The sequence below is a fragment of the Sphingobium sufflavum genome (genome assembly GCF_021403115.1).
GTDB lineage: Bacteria > Pseudomonadota > Alphaproteobacteria > Sphingomonadales > Sphingomonadaceae > Sphingobium > Sphingobium sufflavum.
Genome location: NZ_JAJSSH010000001.1, coordinates 456,538 through 472,797, shown reverse-complemented (window position 1 = coordinate 472,797; position 16,260 = coordinate 456,538). Strand labels below are relative to the sequence as shown.

Here is a 16,260-nt window from a genome sequence, read left to right as displayed (position 1 = left end):
GATGGGTTTAGGGGAGTGGCGGGCAAAAGGCTTTACACAGGACTATCGCCGCTTTTGACATTTCTTGCGCTCGCCTTGCATCGGCAACGCCCTTCCGGCTTCTAACCCCCGACAACGCCATCACGGGCATCGCCCGGAATTTTCGGCGCAAAATTTCGGCAGCGGCGGCCCAGCCCCGCGCCCACAGGAGAGGTTATCATGCACCCCTTGCACCATGCGGCATCCCATCCGACGAAAGCGGCCTGCATCATCGCGGAGACGGGCGAGACGCTAAGCTATGATGCGCTGGACCGGGCGTCGAACCGGGGCGCCCATCTCCTGCGCGCGCTGGGTTTGCGCCGGGGCGATGTGGTCGCCACGATGCTCGACAATGAAAGCGCGATTTTTGAGATCGCCTGGGCGGCGCAGCGCAGCGGCGTCTATCTCACCAGCATCTCCACCCGACTGACCGCCGCCGACACCGCCTATATCGTGGCGGATTCGGGCGCGCGCCTGCTGATCGTCTCGGACCGGCTCATCCCGCTGGCGCGTGAGGCGCTCCAGTCGCTCTCTTCCGCCCCGTCCCCCTCCCCCGTCATCGCCTATGCCACCAGCGCCGCCGCGGACGGGTTCGCAAGCTGGCGGCTGGGGTGCGGCGAACAGCCGGACACCCCCATCGCCGATGAAAGCCCCGGCACGGACATGCTCTATTCCTCCGGCACCACCGGCAGGCCAAAGGGCGTCAAGCCGCCCCTGCCGGAGGGCGCGCTCGACGCCAGCACCCCGCTGCTGGAAATGGGGCGCGCGCTCTATGGCATGGACGGCGACACCGTCTATCTCTCCACCTCGCCGCTCTATCATGCCGCGCCGCTGCGCTGGGCCATCACGGTGCAGCGGCTGGGCGGCACGGTCGTCGTCATGACCAAATTCGATGCGGAGCAGGCGCTCCGGTTCATCGAAGACTATCGGATCACCCATTCGACGTGGGTGCCCACCCATTTCATCCGCCTGCTCAAGCTGCCCGACGCGATCAGGGCGCGCTATGACCATCGCTCCCTGAAAGCCGTCATCCACGCCGCCGCGCCCTGCCCCGTGCCGGTCAAGCAGGCGATGATCCAGTGGTGGGGACCGATCATCCACGAATATTATTCCGGCACCGAGACATGCGGCATCACCGCGCTCAGTTCGGAGGAATGGCTCAGGAAGCCGGGGTCGGTCGGCCGGGCGGTGCTGGGCGTGGCCAGGATCGTGGGCGAGGATGGCCGGGAGCTGCCCGTCGGCCAGACCGGCGACGTCTATTTCGCGGACGGGCCGAAATTCGAATATCACAAAGACCCGGCAAAGACCGCGAAGGCCCATAATGACCGGGGCTGGGCGACGCTGGGCGACATCGGCCACCTCGACGAAGATGGCTATCTCTTCCTGACCGACCGCCGCAACTTCATGATTATCTCCGGCGGGGTGAACATCTATCCGCAGGAGATCGAGAACCTCCTCGTCACCCACCCAAAGGTCGCGGATGTCGCCGTGGTGGGGGAGCCTGACGACGAGATGGGGGAGCGGGTCGTGGCGGTGGTCCAGCCCGCGCCCGACGCCAGCCCCAATGCCGCGCTGGCGCAGGAACTGAGCGACTTCGCGCGCGCCGCGCTGGGCGGCGTCAAGACACCCCGACGGTTCGATTTCAGGAGCGAACTGCCCCGCGAAGCCACCGGAAAGCTGCTCAAGGCGCGGTTGATCGCGGAATATAGGGGACAGCGGCCAGCCTGACCCGGCCCGCCTGACTTTGCGAGCCTGACTCCTCCCGCCTGACCCGGTCGCCTGACTCCGGCCCGGCGGGAGCGTCATTCCCGACCCCCGCCCGCCCCCTCCCGCCAACATGACGAAAATGTAATGTGCCCGTTGGGCTGCCGACAGGTGACTCTTCGTATCAGCGGATCAACTGCCCTGATCGAAAGTGCATCCCCGTGTCCGACATCGCCACCCTCCCCCCCGGCAAGACCCTTCCCCGGAAACAGCAAATCCGCCTGCTCGCCATCGCGGCGGGGATCGCCGTCCTGCTCTATGCGCTGATCGCGCTCGTCTCCTGGCTGATGCAGCCGGTGCCGCCGGTGGAGGAGAAGACCCCGGCGGGCGCCTTCCGCCCCACGACGGAGCAACGGCGGCAACTGGGTACGCAGGTGATCGGCACCGGACTCGACCCCAATGCGGTGCAGGCGACCGGCCTGATCGCGGTCAATGGCGACCATAGCACGCCGGTCCTGCTGCCCGTGTCGGGCCAGATCGGGGAGGTCTATGTGCAGGCGGGCCAGCATGTGGCGCAGGGCCAGCCGCTCTTCTCCATCCGCTCCACCGATTTCGTGGAGGCGCGCAACGCCATGCTGGCGGCCGCCGCCCAGCGCGCCACCGCCGCCGCGCAGCTCCAAACGGCGCAGCAGAATGCGACGCGCCAGCAGGCGATCTTCCAGACCGCCGGTGGTGCGGAGAAGGATTATCGGCAGGCGCAGGCCGACCTGATCGCCGCCCAGTCCGGGATGCGCGCCGCCGATGCCGCCGCCGCCGCGTCCCGCGACCGTCTCGCCATCCTCGGCAATCCGGCGGGCGGCGCGTCGATGACCAGCGTCTATCGCTCGCCCGTGTCCGGCACCATCGCCAGCCGCGATGTGGCGCCCGGCCAATATGTGACCGCGGGCGGCTCCGCCCCGCTGATGACCATTTCCGACCTGTCACGCGTGTGGCTGGTCGCGCAGGTGGCGGAGAATGACGCGCCTAACGTGCGGGTCGGCGACACGGTGCAGGTCACGACCCCTGCCTGGCCGGGCCGGGTGTTCAGCGCGACCATCGACAATGTCGCGCCCGAACTGGACGCCGTCACCCACCGCCTGCCGGTGCGCGCGACCGTCGCCAACCCCGACCTCGCCCTGAAGCCGCAGATGTTCGCCAGCTTCTCCATCCGCCGCCGCACGGCGGGGTCCGCGCTGCTGGTCCCCTCCACCGCCGTGATCCATGAGGGCGACAGCGCCCGCGTGTGGGTGGTAGGCCGCAAGGGCCTGTTGTGGACCCGCCTCGTCACCGTGGGCGACAGCGCCAATGGCTATGACACCATCGTCAGCGGCCTGAAGCCCGGCGAACGCATCGTCACCACCGGCGCGATCTTCGTCAATGAAGCGGGGCTGGGCGCATGAACGGGCTGGTCGGATTTGCGCTGCGCCAGCGCGTCCTCATCATCATCTTCCTCGTCGGCATGATCCTGGCGGGGGGGATCGGCTTCTACAACCTCAATATCGAGGCCTATCCCGACCCCGTGCCGCCGATGGTCGAACTGCTGACCCAGTCGCAGGGCACGTCGGCGGAGGAGATAGAGCGCAACGTCACCACGCCGATCGAGATCGCCATCGCGGGCATCCCGCACATCACGGCGGTCCGCTCCATCTCGCTGTTCGGCCTCAGCGACATCAAGATCCAGTTTTCCTACGACGTCGATTACCAGATGGCGCAGCAGATGGTGCTGGGCCGCCTCGGCCAGTTGAGCGGCACGCTGCCGCCCGGCGCACAGCCGCAAATCTCGCCCACCAGCCCGATTGGTGAAATCTACCGCTATCGCCTGCGCGCGCCCGCCGGTTATTCGGTCATGGACCTCAAGACCTTGCAGGACTGGGTGCTCCAGCGCCGGTTCAAGCGCATCCCCGGCGTGGTGGACGTCACCGGCTGGGGCGGCAAGCTGCGCAGCTATGAGATCAGCGTCGATAACGGCCGCCTCAACGCCCATGGCGTGACGGTGCAGCAGGTCATCGCCGCCATCGGCAAGTCGGACGGCAATGTCGGCGGCCAGACGATCAACTTCGGCCCGCAGGCCGCCATCGTGCGCGGCATCGGGCTCATCCAGTCCACCGACCAGATCGCCAACACCATGGTCGCCAACACCAATGGCACGCCCGTCTTCGTGCATGACGTCGCCACGCTGAAGATCGGCAACAGCCCCCGGCTCGGCATCGCGGGCGAAGGCTATGACAACGACGTCGTCATGGGTGTCGTCCTGATGCAACGCGGCGCCCAGTCCATGCCCACCATCAAGGCGGTGCAGGACGAGGTGAAGACGATCAACACCACCAACATCCTGCCTCCCGGCGTCAAGCTGGAGCGCATCTACGACCGTTCCGACCTCATCACCGTCACCACCCACACCGTGATGCATAATCTGGTCGAGGGCATCGTCCTGATCTTCATTCTGCAATGGCTGTTTTTGGGCGACCTGCGCTCCGCCATCATCGTGGCGGTGACGATCCCCTTCGCCCTCGCCTTTGCCGTCATCATCATCGTGGCCAAGGGGGATAGTGCGAACCTGCTGTCGGTGGGGGCGCTCGACTTCGGCCTCGTCGTGGATGCCAGCGTCATCATGGTGGAAAATATCTATCTCCACATGGTCCGCCGGTCCGAACTGATCCATCATGGCAAGAGCCACGCCAGCTTCGCCACGCGCTTCTCCAGCATATTGCAGGCGTCGAGCGAGGTCAGCCGCGGCATCTTCTTCGCCGCCGCGATCATCATCACCAGCTTCCTGCCGCTGTTCACCCTGACCGGGGTGGAGGGCCATATCTTCGGCCCGATGGCGCAGACCTATGCCTATGCCATCATCGGCGGCCTGATCGCGACCTTCACCATCTCCCCGGTGCTGTCCGCGATGTTGCTGCCCGACAAGCTGTCGGAGGCGGAGACATGGATCGTGCGCAAGATGCGCGCCGCCTATGCGCCCGCCGCGTCCTTCGCGCTGGCCAACAAGCTGCTGACGATGGGCGGGGTGGTGCTGCTGTTCCTGACCGCCATCGTCGCGGGCCGGTCGCTGGGCATCGAGTTCCTGCCGCATCTGGAGGAGGGCAACATGTATATCCGCGCCTCCCTCCCCGCCTCCATCTCGCTGGAGGCCGGACAGCCGACGGTGAACGCCATCCGCGACATCATCGCCAGCTACCCGGAGGTGGCGAAGGTCACGTCCACCCATGGCCGCCCCGATGACGGCACCGATCCCACCGGCTTCTTCAACGCCGAATTCTACACGCCGCTGAAACCCTTCGACGAATGGCCCAAGGGCATGGACAAGGAGAAGCTGACCACCGAAATCCAGCAGCGGCTGGAGCGCAAATTCCCCGGCATCGACCTCGAATTCTCACAATATATCGAGGATGGCGTGGAGGAGGCCTCGTCCGGCGTGAAGGGCGCCAACAGCCTCAAGATCTTCGGTCCCGACATGGCCACGCTGCAAAAGATCGGCGGCCAGATCATGGCGCAGATGCAGAAGACGCGCGGCATCGTCGATCTGGGCGTGTCCAACCCGCTGGGCCAGCCGACCGTGCGCATCGACGTGGATCGGGTCGCGGCCGCCCGCTACGGCCTCGATCCCGACGATGTGAACACCACCATTCAGGCCGCCGTGGGCGGTCAGGAAGCGGGCGACCTGTATGAGAAGGGCACCGATCGCCACTTCCCCATCACGGTCCGCCTGCAAGGGGGCCAGCGCGACAGTCTGGAGGCGCTGCGCCGCATCACCATCGGCGCACCGTCTCCGACCGGCGATGGTCAGGTGCAGGTGCCGCTGGCCGAAGTGGCCAAGGTCAGCCTGACGTCTGGAGCGTCGTTTATCTATCGCGAGCATCAGGAACGCTATGTGCCGATCAAATTCTCGGTCCGTGGCCGCGATCTGGGCGGTGCGATCGGCGAAGCGCAAAAGCGCATCGCGCAGAACGTCACCCTGCCGGCGGGCTATCACCTGGAATGGGCGGGCGAGCTGGCGAACCTGACCAACGCGATCAACCGCCTGTCCGTGGTCGTGCCGATCAGCCTGGGCCTCATCCTCGTGCTGCTCTACGCCAACTTCATGTCGCTGACCGACACGCTGCTGGCGTTCAGCGTGATCCCGATGGCGATCATCGGCGGCGTGGTGGCGCTGGCGGGCACGGGTACGGCCTTCTCCATCAGCGCCGCCATCGGCTTCGTCGCCCTGTTCGGCATCGCGGTGATGGACGGCATCCTGGTGGTGACGACGTTCAACCAGTCGATAGACGATGGCGCAACCCGCAAGGACGCCATCGCCATCACGGTGCAGAAATGCCTGCGCCCGGTGGTGATGACCTGCCTGGCCGCCGCCATCGGCCTGCTGCCCGCCGCGCTCTCCACCGGCATCGGCAGCCAGGTGCAAAAGCCCCTCGCCCTTGTCGTCGTCGGCGGCATGACGCTGGCGCCGCTGCTCATCCTCCTCGTCCTGCCGGTGCTGATCGCCCGCTTCTCCCGCCATGCGGGACCGGACGGGGAGGAGAGCGGGGAGATCCAGCCCGACCTCGACGGACCGGAATCCGAACCTGCGCCGCGGCGCAAGCCCGCCCGCGACGACGACCACGCCAATCCAGACATGGTGCCCGCATGACCCGCTTTTCCCGCCGATCCCTGTGGCTTGCCGCCCGCCCCGCCGTCCTGATGACGCCCCTGCTTCTGGGCGCCTGCGCGATGGGGCCGCAGCATCCCACGACCCCGATCTCGCTCCCGTCCCCCGTGAGCGAGACCACCATCGCCCCCCTCAACGGTACGGCCCAACATGTCGTGCCGGGGGCGATGGTGGACCCTCAATGGTGGCATGGCTTCGCCAGCCCGGCGCTCGACGCGCTGATCGACCGGGCGCTGGCCGCCAACACCGACATCGCCACGGCGGAGGCGAACCTGCGGCAGGCGCGCGAGGGGGCAAAGGCCGCCAATGGCGCGCGCGCGCCGCAAATCGACGTCGGCTATCAGGCGGAACGGCAACGCACGTCGGATGCGCTGGCCAACAACCTGCATGACGACAACCTCTATCTCTACACGCTCCAGACCGCGCAACTGTCGGTCAGCTATCCGCTCGACCTGTTCGGCGGGCTGAAGTCGCAGGCGCTGTCCGCCCGCGCCAGTGCGGAGGTCGCCGCCCATCGCCGCGACGCCGCGCGCACCATGGTCGTCGCCAATCTCGTCACCGCCGTCATCCAGCACGCCCAATATACGGCGCAACTGGTTGCCGCACGGGAAAGCGTGGCCAATGGCCGTTCCATCCTCGACATGCTGCTGAAGCGGCAGAAGCTGGGCGACATCGGCGGGGCGGAGATCGCGGCGCAGCAGACGGCGCTGGCCACAGCGGAAGGGGCCATCCCCGCCCTCGTCCGCGCGACGGATCACCAGCGCAGCCAGATCGCCATGCTGACCGGCGTCGCGCCAGGATCGGCATTGCCCGACCTGCCCACCCTCGAACAGCTTCGCCTGCCCGCGGAATTACCCGTCGGCCTGCCCGCGCAGATCGTCGCCAACCGGCCGGACGTGCGGGCGGCGGAGGCGCAGGTGCGCGGCGCGGGCGCGGACGTGGGCGTCGCCATCGCCGCACGCCTGCCCGCGCTGCAAATCACCGGGACCGCCGGCGGCATGGCGCAGAGGTTCGGCGACATGTTCATGGGCGACAATCCCTTCTTCACCCTGATCGGCGCGATCACCCAGCCGCTGTTCCACGGCGGGCAACTGCTCCACAAACAACGCGCGGCGGAGGCGGCGCTGGACGCGGCCAAGGCGCAATATCGCGGCGCGGTGCTGACCGCTTTCGGCGACGTGCAGGATGCGCTGACCGGCGTGACGACGGACGGCGCCGCCCTCGACGCCGCCACCCGCGCCAGCGACGCGGCGGAGCGCAACCTGGACTTCACCCAGCGCCAGCTCGAACTGGGCGGGGTCGGCACATTGTCGCTGCTCAACGCCAGCAACAGCGCGGCGCAGGCGGCGGCGCAACTGGTGCAGGCGCGCGCCGCCCGGCTGATCGACACCGTCGCCCTCTATCAGGCGGTCGGCGGCGGCGTCGCGGCAAGCAAAGGCGCCTAGGTGCGGCGCATGGCCCATGATAAGGAGCCAGCATCGACCGAGGGGAATGGCATGGCGGGCAAGATACTGGTCGCGGAAGATGACAGCGCGACCGCCCATTATGTAGTGTCGGGCCTCAAGGAGCTGGGCCATAATGTCGATCATGTCGACAATGGCCGGGAGGCGCTCTTCCTCGCCACCGACGGCAGCTATGACGCGGTGGTCCTCGACCGCATGTTGCCGGGGATGGAGGGGATGGCGGTGCTACAGGCCCTGCGCGCCGCGCAGATCGACGTGCCAGTGCTGATCCTCTCCGCGCTGGGGTCCGTGGACGACCGGGTGGCGGGCCTGACCGCCGGGTCGGACGATTATCTGGTCAAGCCCTTCGCCTTCGCCGAACTGTCCGCCCGGCTCGACCGGCTGCTGATGCGGCGGCGGCAGGCGGGGATGGAGGTGCAGACGCGCATGACCTGCGCCGACCTCTCCCTCGACATGCTGTCGCGCGAGGTGCGGCGCGGCAGCCGCCAGATCGAATTGCAGCCGCGCGAATATCGGCTGCTGGAATTCCTCCTGCGCCATCAGGGGCAGGTGGTGACGCGCACCATGTTGCTGGAAGGGGTCTGGGACTATCATTTCGATCCCATGACCAACGTGATCGACGTGCATATCAGCCGCCTGCGTCGCAAGATCGATCAGGAGGACGAGACGCCCCTGATCCACACCGTCCGCGGGGCCGGTTATCGGATGGGCGCGGCGGGATAAGCCATGCCGCCGCCGCTGACCTTCCCCGCCCTGCGGCCCCTGCTCCGCTCGGCCCATTTCCGCTTCCTCGCCCTGATCGTGGTGATCGAGCTGTGTCTGGTCGGCGCGATGCTGGTCGTCGTGTCGCAGGAACTGCACAGCGCGGTCGATGCGCGGGACGAGAGTGTCGCCAGCCAGCGGCTCGCGGACCTGATCGACGATGCGCGGGACATGACCCTGCCCCGCTTTCGCCACGACCTGCTCGCCCGGTTGCGCAGCCCGTCCAACCGGGGCGACATCATCGCGCTGGCCGACCGCGACAATCGCATCGTCGCGGGCAATGTCACCCAATGGCCCGCCGCGCTCGACCGGGGCGGCAGCGTCCGCTGGCTCATCATCCGCGTGCCCGGCGCGGCGGAGGAGCGGCGCTACGCCATCGCGGTCCAGCCCGTCTATGGCAGCTATCGCCTGCTGGTCGGCCACACCAACCAGCGCAGCGATGCCCTGCGCGAATCCATCACGGATGCGGCGCTGACCTCCCTCCTCATCGCTCTGCCCCTCGCCCTGCTGGGCGCATGGCTGGCGGTGCGGGTGATCGAGGGGCGGGTGGAGCGGATCGACGCCACCGCCGCCGCCGTCGCCGCCGGTCGCCTGTCCGACCGGGTGCCGCTGGACGGGTCGGGCGACAGTTTCGACAAGCTGGGCGCGCGGGTGAACCAGATGCTCGACCGCATCGGCGCGCTGGTCGAGGAATTGCGGGTGCTGTCGGACAGTCTGGCGCACGACCTGCGCTCTCCCATCATGCGGCTGCGCGCCCGCATCGACCACGCCATCACCGGCGACCATCGCGACGCGGACTGGCCGGAGGTGCTGGCGAGCGTCAGCCTGGAGGCGGAGCGGCTGCACCTGATGCTCTCCAACGCGCTCGAAATCTCCCGCGCGGAGGCCGGGCTGGCGCGGCGGCAGATGGCGATGCAGGATCTCTCCCTGCTGATGGCCGACATTGCCGACCTCTACGAACCGCTGGTGGAGGAGCATGGCCGCGCCCTCCACCTCGACACGCCCGCGCCGTGCATGGCGCTGGTCCACCGCGAGATGCTGACCATGGCGATCAGCAACCTGATCGACAACGCGCTGAAATATGGCGCGGGCACGATCACCGCCTCGGTCCGGCGGGAGGGGGACGAGGCGATCATCACCATTGCGGATCAGGGCGACGGATTCGCGCCGGATCAGGAACAGGTCGCGCTCAGCCGGTTCGGACGGCTGGACAATGCGCGCAGCAAGGAGGGCGCGGGCCTCGGCCTTGCGCTGGTCGAATCCACGGTGCGCATGCATGGTGGCGCGTTGCGGTTCGACCGGCGCGACGGCGCCTTTCACATCCGCGCGGCGATCCCGGCGGCCCCCGACGGCTAAAGCGTGATGGTGTCAGATTGACCCGCTTCGTCATTGCGAGCGCGGCGAAGCCATGACGATTCAAGGACAAACCATCAGGCTCTAAACCCCGGAAAGGTCAGCGTCTGACAGGCACGTTTCTGAAAAGGCGCCGCGCAGGACGCTGCCCGTCAGATCCATTGCGCCAGCCAGTCGGCCAGCGCCTGCGGCGTCATGTGACGCGCGTCCGACAGGGCGAACAGGCGCCCCTCGTTCAGCAGCTTGTCGGTTTTCGGATCGACGACCAGCACGGCGGGAACCCCCTTCACCGCGGGCACGCCATAGCGGCGGGCGATCTGGAGATTCTTGTCCAGCCGCCCCACATCGACGGTGACGACGACATAATGTCTGGCGAGGAACGCCTTGACCTCCCGCAGTTCCAGCACGCCCGCCAGCACCCGGCAATCCGGGCACCAGTTGCCGCCCAGGTCGATCAGCAGCTTCTTGCCCTGCGCCTTCGCCTTTGCCTTCGCCGCCGCGACCTGCCGGTCGGCATCGGCCTTCTCGTCATAGGGCAGCGGCAACGGCTGGGGCAGCGCGTCAAGGCTGGTCACGGACACGCGCGGCGCGGGCACCGCCCCGGCCTCCGCACCGATGGCCAGAAAGGGCAGGACGGCAAGGGCAAGCGACAGGATGCTACGGTTCACGACAGGCTCCGATGGATGGGGAAAGGGCCGATGGGTGGGGAAAATAGTGTCGCCGGATCGGCGGGGTCGGTCAATGCGCTGCGCCCGCGTCCAGCCACAGGACCAGCGCGCGCACTTCTATGCTCTGCCGTTCCGGCGCGGCGCGCGGGCTGGCGGGGTCGTCGAACGCGCTATGGGCCGCAAAGCGCGCGACCCCGCTTTCTTCGGAATCATAGCCCTTGATGAGGATCGCCTCCGCCGGGGTCAGGCGCGGGAAATAATACCAGCGTTGCGCCGCGTCGAAGGCCAGCGAATAGGTCTCCCCCACCCGGTCGCGATAGACGAGGTCGGACGGGATCAGGTCTTCCGCCCGGATCGACCGGGCATCGCACAGCGCCAGCGGCGACTTCTCCACCGGCCGCCCGATGGGACGCCACAGGTTGACGATGGCGAAGCGCGATTCCAGCAGCCGGTCGGCATCCAGCCCCCGCGCCCTCAGTTCGCGCGCCGCCCGGTCCGGCCCGGATCGCGCGGTGAAGTCGTTGTGCGTCCGCTCCACGGGCGGGCGGATGCCCGCATCCCCCGCCGCCCGCGCCGCGCTGCGGATATTATGGTCGAACGCGATGACGAGGGCCGCGCCCGTCGCCCCGGCGATCAGGCCTTCCACCTCGCGATAATAGACGGAGCGGATCGCGTCCTGATCCCCGAAATCGGCAAACACGCTGGGCCGATCGAGCAGGGCGAACCCCTCCCCGTCCAGCGACAGGCCGGCGGCGAGGGGCCGCGCGTCCCGGATCACCACCGGCTGCGGATCATAATCGCCTGTCCGCTGCGGCACGCCCGGCGGCGGATCATATTGATAGGCGACCGGCCGCCCGTCCATCGGACGCAGGAAGTGGAGGGCGGCCAGCCCGGTCATTCCGCCGCTTCCGCCGTCTTTGGCTGCGGCTGCGCCACGGTGCGCAGATAGGGCTTATGTTCGGTCCATCCGCCGGGGAAGAGGGCGCGCGCCGCCTCGTTATCCACCGACGGGACGATGATGACATCGTCGCCCGGCTGCCAGTCGGCGGGGGTCGCGACCTTGTGCGCGTCGGTCAGTTGCAGGCTGTCGATGGTCCGCAAAATCTCCTGGAAATTGCGCCCGGTGGAGGCGGGATAGGTGAGGGTCAGGCGCAGCTTCTTCGCCGGGTCGATCACCAGCACGGTGCGCACGGTGGTCGTGTCCGACGCATTGGGATGGATCAGGTCGAGCAGGCCGGACACCGCCCGATCATGGTCGGCGATCAGCGGGAAGTTGAGCGCGGTCCCCTGCGTCTCCGCAATGTCGCGCGCCCAGCCTTCATGGCTGTCCACCGGATCGACCGAGAGGCCGATGACCTTGACGCCGCGTCGCTCGAACTCCGGCTTCAGCCGGGCGACCGTGCCCAGTTCGGTCGTACAGACGGGCGTATAGTCGCGCGGGTGGGAGAAGAGCACGACCCAGCTATCGCCCGCCCAGTCGTAGAAGGTCAGGCGACCCTCGGTCGAATCCTGGGTGAAGTCGGGCACGATGTCGGCAAGCTTGAGTGACATGTCATGTCTCCTTGTGGGCGAGAGAATCAGGCGGCCAGTCCGGCGATCCATTCGGAAGAGGATGGCCAGTCGGAAAAGCCTGGCCGGTCCGAAGACACTGGCCGCTTCGAAGAACTTGCCCGACCGGGGGAGGATGGCGCATCCCGCCGCAGCAGGGGATCGGACGCGGACGGCGTCAGGGCCTCCAGCCGGTCCAGCACCGTCCACAGCCACAGCGCATCGTCCGCCGCCCGGTGGCGCGCCGCGCACTGGCGGTCGGCGTGACGCTGCGCCGCGAGGATATGCTCGGTGGTCGTGCCCAGCCTGTCGAACAGGGTCGCGGCGGTGGTGACCGGCGACGGGCCGGGACGCCCGGCGGCCTGCGCCAATATGTCCCACCATGCCCCGTCCAACGCGCTGTCCGCCACCACGGGCCGCCCGTCGATCCGGTCGATCAGCCGGTCCAGCACCACGGCGGCGGGCAGGCCATCACGCGCGATCCGGTCGCGACCGATGCCATGGATCGCCTCTGCCTCCGCTGTCCAGTCCCAGCCATGCCAGTCGCCATGCGGGCGGATCAGCCAGGAGACAGGGCCTTCGGGACCGCACAGGCCGACCTCGATGGGATAGGACCGGCCGTGACGGGGCAAGCAGCTCGCTTCGAAATCAATCGCAACATAATCCATTGGCCGTCGTCCCGATTACCGATCTCTGCCGATCCCTTGGATGCCCCTGTCGCCCGTCCGTTTTCCTTATGCTGATGGAATAGGCCCGTGACGCGGCCATGGCGCGATAGAATTTCTATCTTATCCTACTAAATTACTAGAGTATTCACGCCATCGGCGCCCGACCCGCTCAGTCGCCAGGGAAAAAGCGGTTGGCCGGGCGCTGGAGGCCGAGATGATCGCGCAGGGTCGTGCCGTCATATTCGGTGCGGAACAGGCCGCGCCGTTGCAGTTCGGGCACCACGCCGCCAGCGAAATCCTCCAGCCCGCCCGGCAGCCAGGGGAACAGGATGTTGAAGCCGTCCGACCCCCGCTCCTCCAGCCACGCCTCCATCTCGTCCGCGATGCTGTGCGCCGTGCCGACGAAGGACAGGCCGGAATAGCTGCCCGCCTTCGCCGCCAGTTCGCGAATCGTATAGCCCCGCTCCCGCGCCGCCTCGACGATCTGCGCCCGGCCCGACTTGCTGGCGTTGCTTTCCGGTATTTCCGGCAGCGGCCCGTCCGGGTCATAGCCGGAGACATCATGGCCCAGCCCGATGGAGAGCGAGCGGATGCCGCTGTCATAATGGACGAGGCTGTCGAGGTGGGCGCGCTTCGCCTGCGCCTCCTCCACCGTATTCCCCACCACGACAAAGGCGGCGGGCAGGATCTTGAGGCTGTCGGGGTCCCGGCCAAGGGCGGTCATCCGGTCCTTCACATCGGCATAGAAAGCCTTGCCGCTGTTCAGCGAGCTGGCGGAGCCAAAGATGACCTCCGCCGTTTCCGCCGCCAGTTGCCGCCCCGTCTCCGACGCGCCCGCCTGCACCGTCACCGGCCAGCCCTGTATGGGCCGGGCGATGTGGAGCGGCCCGCGCACCTTCAGATACTCGCCCGCATGGTCGAGGATGTGCAGCTTGTCGGGGTCGAAGAAGACGCCGCTGTCCACGTCGCGGATGAAGGCGTCATCGGCCCAGCTATCCCACAGGCCCGTCACCACATCATAGAATTCGCGCGCGCGGGCGTAGCGCCGGTCATGCTCCAGATGGTCGTCCTTGCCGAAATTCAGCGACGCCTCCGGGTTGGAGGTGGTGACGACATTCCACCCGGCCCGCCCCCCGCTGATATGGTCGAGCGAGGCGATGCGCCGGGCGATGTGGAACGGCTCGTCATAGGTGGTCGATGTGGTGGCGATCAGGCCGATCCGCTCCGTCACCATCGCCAGCGCGGACAGCAAAGTCAGCGGCTCGAAGGAGGTGACGGTATGGCTGCGCTGCAACGCCTCGATCGGCATGTTGAGCACGGCGAGATGGTCCGCCATGAAGAAGGCGTCGAACTTCGCCGCCTCCAGCCGCTGCGCCGCCTTGACGATCAGGGGAAGGTTGAAATTGGCGTCGGGCATCGCGCCGGGATAGCGCCACGCGCCGGTGTGGATGGAGATAGGGCGCATGAACGCGCCGAGGTGCAACTGACGGGGTCGGCTCATGCGGATGATGTCCTGGCGGGGCTATCGAAAGCAACGGGCATGTGGCGCACATCCTCCATTCCCGTGCAGCCGTTCAGGTGGGGCTGGTCCACCGGGGTTACAACAGGGCGGGGTGTGGCAAGAGCGGGGCACCGACCGCGCGGCGATAGAGGGAACCGACAGGGGCCAGTGCAACTGCGGGCGACGCGGCCACCCCGCCAGCACTGGTCAGACCCGCCTGCATCGTCCCGTCAGCGCCTGCCCTTACCCCTGCGCCCGTTCCCGTTCGCCATGGCCGACGCCGGTGTCGCTCCTGACCCCGAACAGGGCGAGCAGTTCCTCCTCCAGTTCCGCGAACCGCTCGCGCCGCGCCTCGCCCTCGGCGGGCAGGTTGACGGTGATGTCGCGGTGGATGCGGCCATCCTCCAGGATGACGATCCGGTCGGCCAGCTCGATCGCCTCCGCCACGTCATGCGTCACCAGCAGCACGGCGGGGTCATGCGACACGCGCAGGCGGCGGAGCAGCGCATGCATACGGATGCGGGTCAGCGCGTCCAGCGCGCCGAACGGCTCGTCCGCCAGCAACAATTGCGGTTCGCGGACCAGCGACCGGGCGAGCGCCACCCGCTGCTGTTCGCCGCCGGACAGTTCGTGCGGCCACGCCTCCTCGCGCCCCGCCAGTTCCACCTCGGCCAGCGCCCGGCGACCCCGTTCGCGCGCATCGGGACCGCGCAGGCCCAGTACGACATTGTCCAGCACCGGCTTCCACGGCAGCAGCCGCGCATCCTGAAACACAACCGAAATGCGATCAGGCACGCTATACTCGCCCTCGCCCTCCGCCTCATGGTCTAGGTCCGCGAGGGCGCGCAACAACGTGCTCTTGCCCGACCCGCTGCGCCCCAGCAGCGCGACGAACTCGCCCTCCTGTATGTCGAGGTCGATGCCGTTGAGGATGCCCTTGAGCGTGAAGCGGCGGGTGAGACCGCGGATGGAGACGACCGCGCTCATGCCGCCAGCGTCCTGCGCCAGCGGAGCGCGCGCCCCTGCACCAGCCGCACCAGCGCATCCGAACCCAGGCCCAGCAGCGCATAGACGATCAACCCGACCAGCATCACGTCGGTCTGCGCATAGTTGCGGGCCAGCGTGACCATATAGCCGATGCCGCTGGAGGCGTTGAGTTGCTCCACCACCACCAGCGCCAGCCAGGAGGCGGTGACGCCGAAGCGCAGGCCCAGCAGCAGGCCGGGCAGCGCGCCGGGCAGCACCACATGGCGGATGAACTCCAGATGGGTCAGGCCCAGCGTCTCCGCCAGTTCCACCTGCTTGATGTCGATGGCGCGCAGGGCGTTGTGGGTGTGGACATAGATGGGGACGAAGACGGTGACGGCGATCACACTGACCTTCATCACCTCCCCGATACCGAACCACAGGATCATGAAGGGGATCAGCGCCAGCACGGGCACGCCGCGCTTCAACTGCACCACCCCGTCGATCACATAGCCGCCGAGCAGGCTGAGGCCCGACAGCAGCGCCAGCACCAGCCCGACCCCGCTGCCCAGCAACAGGCCCTGAAAGGCGCGCCAGGCGGAGATGGCGAGATTATCCTGCAACCGTCCGGTGCGCACCAGGTCGACGGCGGTGTCCACCGCCACCCACGGCGCGGGCAGGGTCCGCGGGTCGAGGAAGCCGGTGTAGGACAGCACCGACCAGTAGAGGACGAGCAGGAACGGACCCAGCGCCCATCCAAAGCGCGACGCCTTCTCCAGGCCGAGGCGACGCCCCGACCCGGCGGACGACGGGATCGCCCGGCGCGGCGTTTCAGGGCGCGCCGTCACGGCGGGCGGCGGCGCGGTGAGCGCGCTGCCGGCGTTGGCGTCAATTGCGGTCAGGCTATTCACGATGGCAT

At 67.9% G+C, this 16,260-nt stretch carries 13 protein-coding genes; 6 read left to right on the top strand and 7 right to left on the bottom strand.

Annotated elements, in window-relative coordinates; translation table 11 throughout:
• The first annotated feature begins 198 nt into the window (after nt 1-198).
• The 6 genes from LWE61_RS02400 to LWE61_RS02375 all read left to right on the top strand — a co-directional run bounded on the left by LWE61_RS02400 (nt 199) and on the right by LWE61_RS02375 (nt 9,993).
• Nucleotides 199-1,746: an acyl-CoA synthetase gene (locus tag LWE61_RS02400; protein WP_234148400.1), complete on the top strand. Its 1,548-nt coding sequence runs from the start codon at nt 199-201 to the stop codon at nt 1,744-1,746.
• Nucleotides 1,747-1,943: 197 nt separating this feature from the next.
• Complete coding sequence (locus LWE61_RS02395) at nt 1,944-3,161, top strand: efflux RND transporter periplasmic adaptor subunit (protein ID WP_234148399.1); 1,218 nt, start codon at nt 1,944-1,946, stop codon at nt 3,159-3,161.
• A complete protein-coding gene (locus LWE61_RS02390) occupies nt 3,158-6,394 on the top strand; it encodes an efflux RND transporter permease subunit (RefSeq protein WP_234148398.1) in 3,237 nt (1,078 codons plus the stop codon). The genes LWE61_RS02395 and LWE61_RS02390 overlap by 4 nt, the downstream gene beginning before the upstream one ends.
• Nucleotides 6,391-7,857 (top strand): efflux transporter outer membrane subunit, encoded by a 1,467-nt coding sequence (locus LWE61_RS02385; RefSeq protein ID WP_234148397.1) that lies wholly within the window; start codon nt 6,391-6,393, stop codon nt 7,855-7,857. Before LWE61_RS02390 ends, LWE61_RS02385 begins: the two co-directional genes overlap by 4 nt.
• Before the next feature lie 51 nt (nt 7,858-7,908).
• Nucleotides 7,909-8,598, top strand: a complete 690-nt coding sequence (locus LWE61_RS02380; RefSeq protein ID WP_234148594.1) for a winged helix-turn-helix domain-containing protein — start codon at nt 7,909-7,911, stop codon at nt 8,596-8,598.
• Between the two features lie 3 nt (nt 8,599-8,601).
• Nucleotides 8,602-9,993, top strand: a complete 1,392-nt coding sequence (locus LWE61_RS02375; protein ID WP_234148396.1) for a sensor histidine kinase — start codon at nt 8,602-8,604, stop codon at nt 9,991-9,993.
• Nucleotides 9,994-10,142: 149 nt separating this feature from the next.
• Here LWE61_RS02375 and LWE61_RS02370 read toward each other — a convergent pair whose 3' ends face one another.
• From LWE61_RS02370 to LWE61_RS02340, 7 genes are all read right to left on the bottom strand, one after another.
• Nucleotides 10,143-10,658, bottom strand: coding sequence for a thioredoxin family protein (locus tag LWE61_RS02370; protein ID WP_234148395.1), 516 nt, complete (start codon nt 10,656-10,658; stop codon nt 10,143-10,145).
• Between the two features lie 70 nt (nt 10,659-10,728).
• The gene (locus LWE61_RS02365; protein ID WP_234148394.1) at nt 10,729-11,556 is read right to left on the bottom strand and encodes a CmcJ/NvfI family oxidoreductase; all 828 of its coding nucleotides are present in this window, start codon (nt 11,554-11,556) and stop codon (nt 10,729-10,731) included.
• Nucleotides 11,553-12,209 carry a peroxiredoxin gene (locus LWE61_RS02360; RefSeq protein WP_234148393.1) on the bottom strand — a complete coding sequence of 219 codons (657 nt, stop codon included), beginning with the start codon at nt 12,207-12,209 and terminating at the stop codon, nt 11,553-11,555. Before LWE61_RS02360 ends, LWE61_RS02365 begins: the two co-directional genes overlap by 4 nt.
• A gap of 26 nt (nt 12,210-12,235) precedes the next feature.
• Nucleotides 12,236-12,874 carry a 3'-5' exonuclease family protein gene (locus LWE61_RS02355; protein ID WP_234148392.1) on the bottom strand — a complete coding sequence of 213 codons (639 nt, stop codon included), beginning with the start codon at nt 12,872-12,874 and terminating at the stop codon, nt 12,236-12,238.
• A gap of 169 nt (nt 12,875-13,043) precedes the next feature.
• A complete protein-coding gene (locus LWE61_RS02350; RefSeq protein WP_234148390.1) occupies nt 13,044-14,375 on the bottom strand; it encodes an LLM class flavin-dependent oxidoreductase in 1,332 nt (443 codons plus the stop codon).
• A gap of 243 nt (nt 14,376-14,618) precedes the next feature.
• Nucleotides 14,619-15,362: an ABC transporter ATP-binding protein gene (locus LWE61_RS02345; protein ID WP_234148389.1), complete on the bottom strand. Its 744-nt coding sequence runs from the start codon at nt 15,360-15,362 to the stop codon at nt 14,619-14,621.
• The gene (locus LWE61_RS02340) at nt 15,359-16,252 is read right to left on the bottom strand and encodes an ABC transporter permease (protein WP_234148388.1); all 894 of its coding nucleotides are present in this window, start codon (nt 16,250-16,252) and stop codon (nt 15,359-15,361) included. The genes LWE61_RS02345 and LWE61_RS02340 overlap by 4 nt, the downstream gene beginning before the upstream one ends.
• Nucleotides 16,253-16,260: the final 8 nt, after the last annotated feature.

What these genes read in the sequence shown, in the direction of transcription:
- LWE61_RS02400 (WP_234148400.1), top strand. Translation starts at nt 199, where the DNA reads ATGCACCCCTTGCACCATGCGGCATCCCATCCGACGAAAGCGGCCTGC.
- LWE61_RS02390 (WP_234148398.1), top strand. Translation starts at nt 3,158, where the DNA reads ATGAACGGGCTGGTCGGATTTGCGCTGCGCCAGCGCGTCCTCATCATC.
- LWE61_RS02385 (WP_234148397.1), top strand. Translation starts at nt 6,391, where the DNA reads ATGACCCGCTTTTCCCGCCGATCCCTGTGGCTTGCCGCCCGCCCCGCC.
- LWE61_RS02380 (WP_234148594.1), top strand. Translation starts at nt 7,909, where the DNA reads ATGGCGGGCAAGATACTGGTCGCGGAAGATGACAGCGCGACCGCCCAT.
- LWE61_RS02375 (WP_234148396.1), top strand. Translation starts at nt 8,602, where the DNA reads ATGCCGCCGCCGCTGACCTTCCCCGCCCTGCGGCCCCTGCTCCGCTCG.
- LWE61_RS02365 (WP_234148394.1), bottom strand. Translation starts at nt 11,556, where the DNA reads ATGACCGGGCTGGCCGCCCTCCACTTCCTGCGTCCGATGGACGGGCGG.
- LWE61_RS02360 (WP_234148393.1), bottom strand. Translation starts at nt 12,209, where the DNA reads ATGTCACTCAAGCTTGCCGACATCGTGCCCGACTTCACCCAGGATTCG.
- LWE61_RS02355 (WP_234148392.1), bottom strand. Translation starts at nt 12,874, where the DNA reads ATGGATTATGTTGCGATTGATTTCGAAGCGAGCTGCTTGCCCCGTCAC.
- LWE61_RS02350 (WP_234148390.1), bottom strand. Translation starts at nt 14,375, where the DNA reads ATGAGCCGACCCCGTCAGTTGCACCTCGGCGCGTTCATGCGCCCTATC.
- LWE61_RS02345 (WP_234148389.1), bottom strand. Translation starts at nt 15,362, where the DNA reads ATGAGCGCGGTCGTCTCCATCCGCGGTCTCACCCGCCGCTTCACGCTC.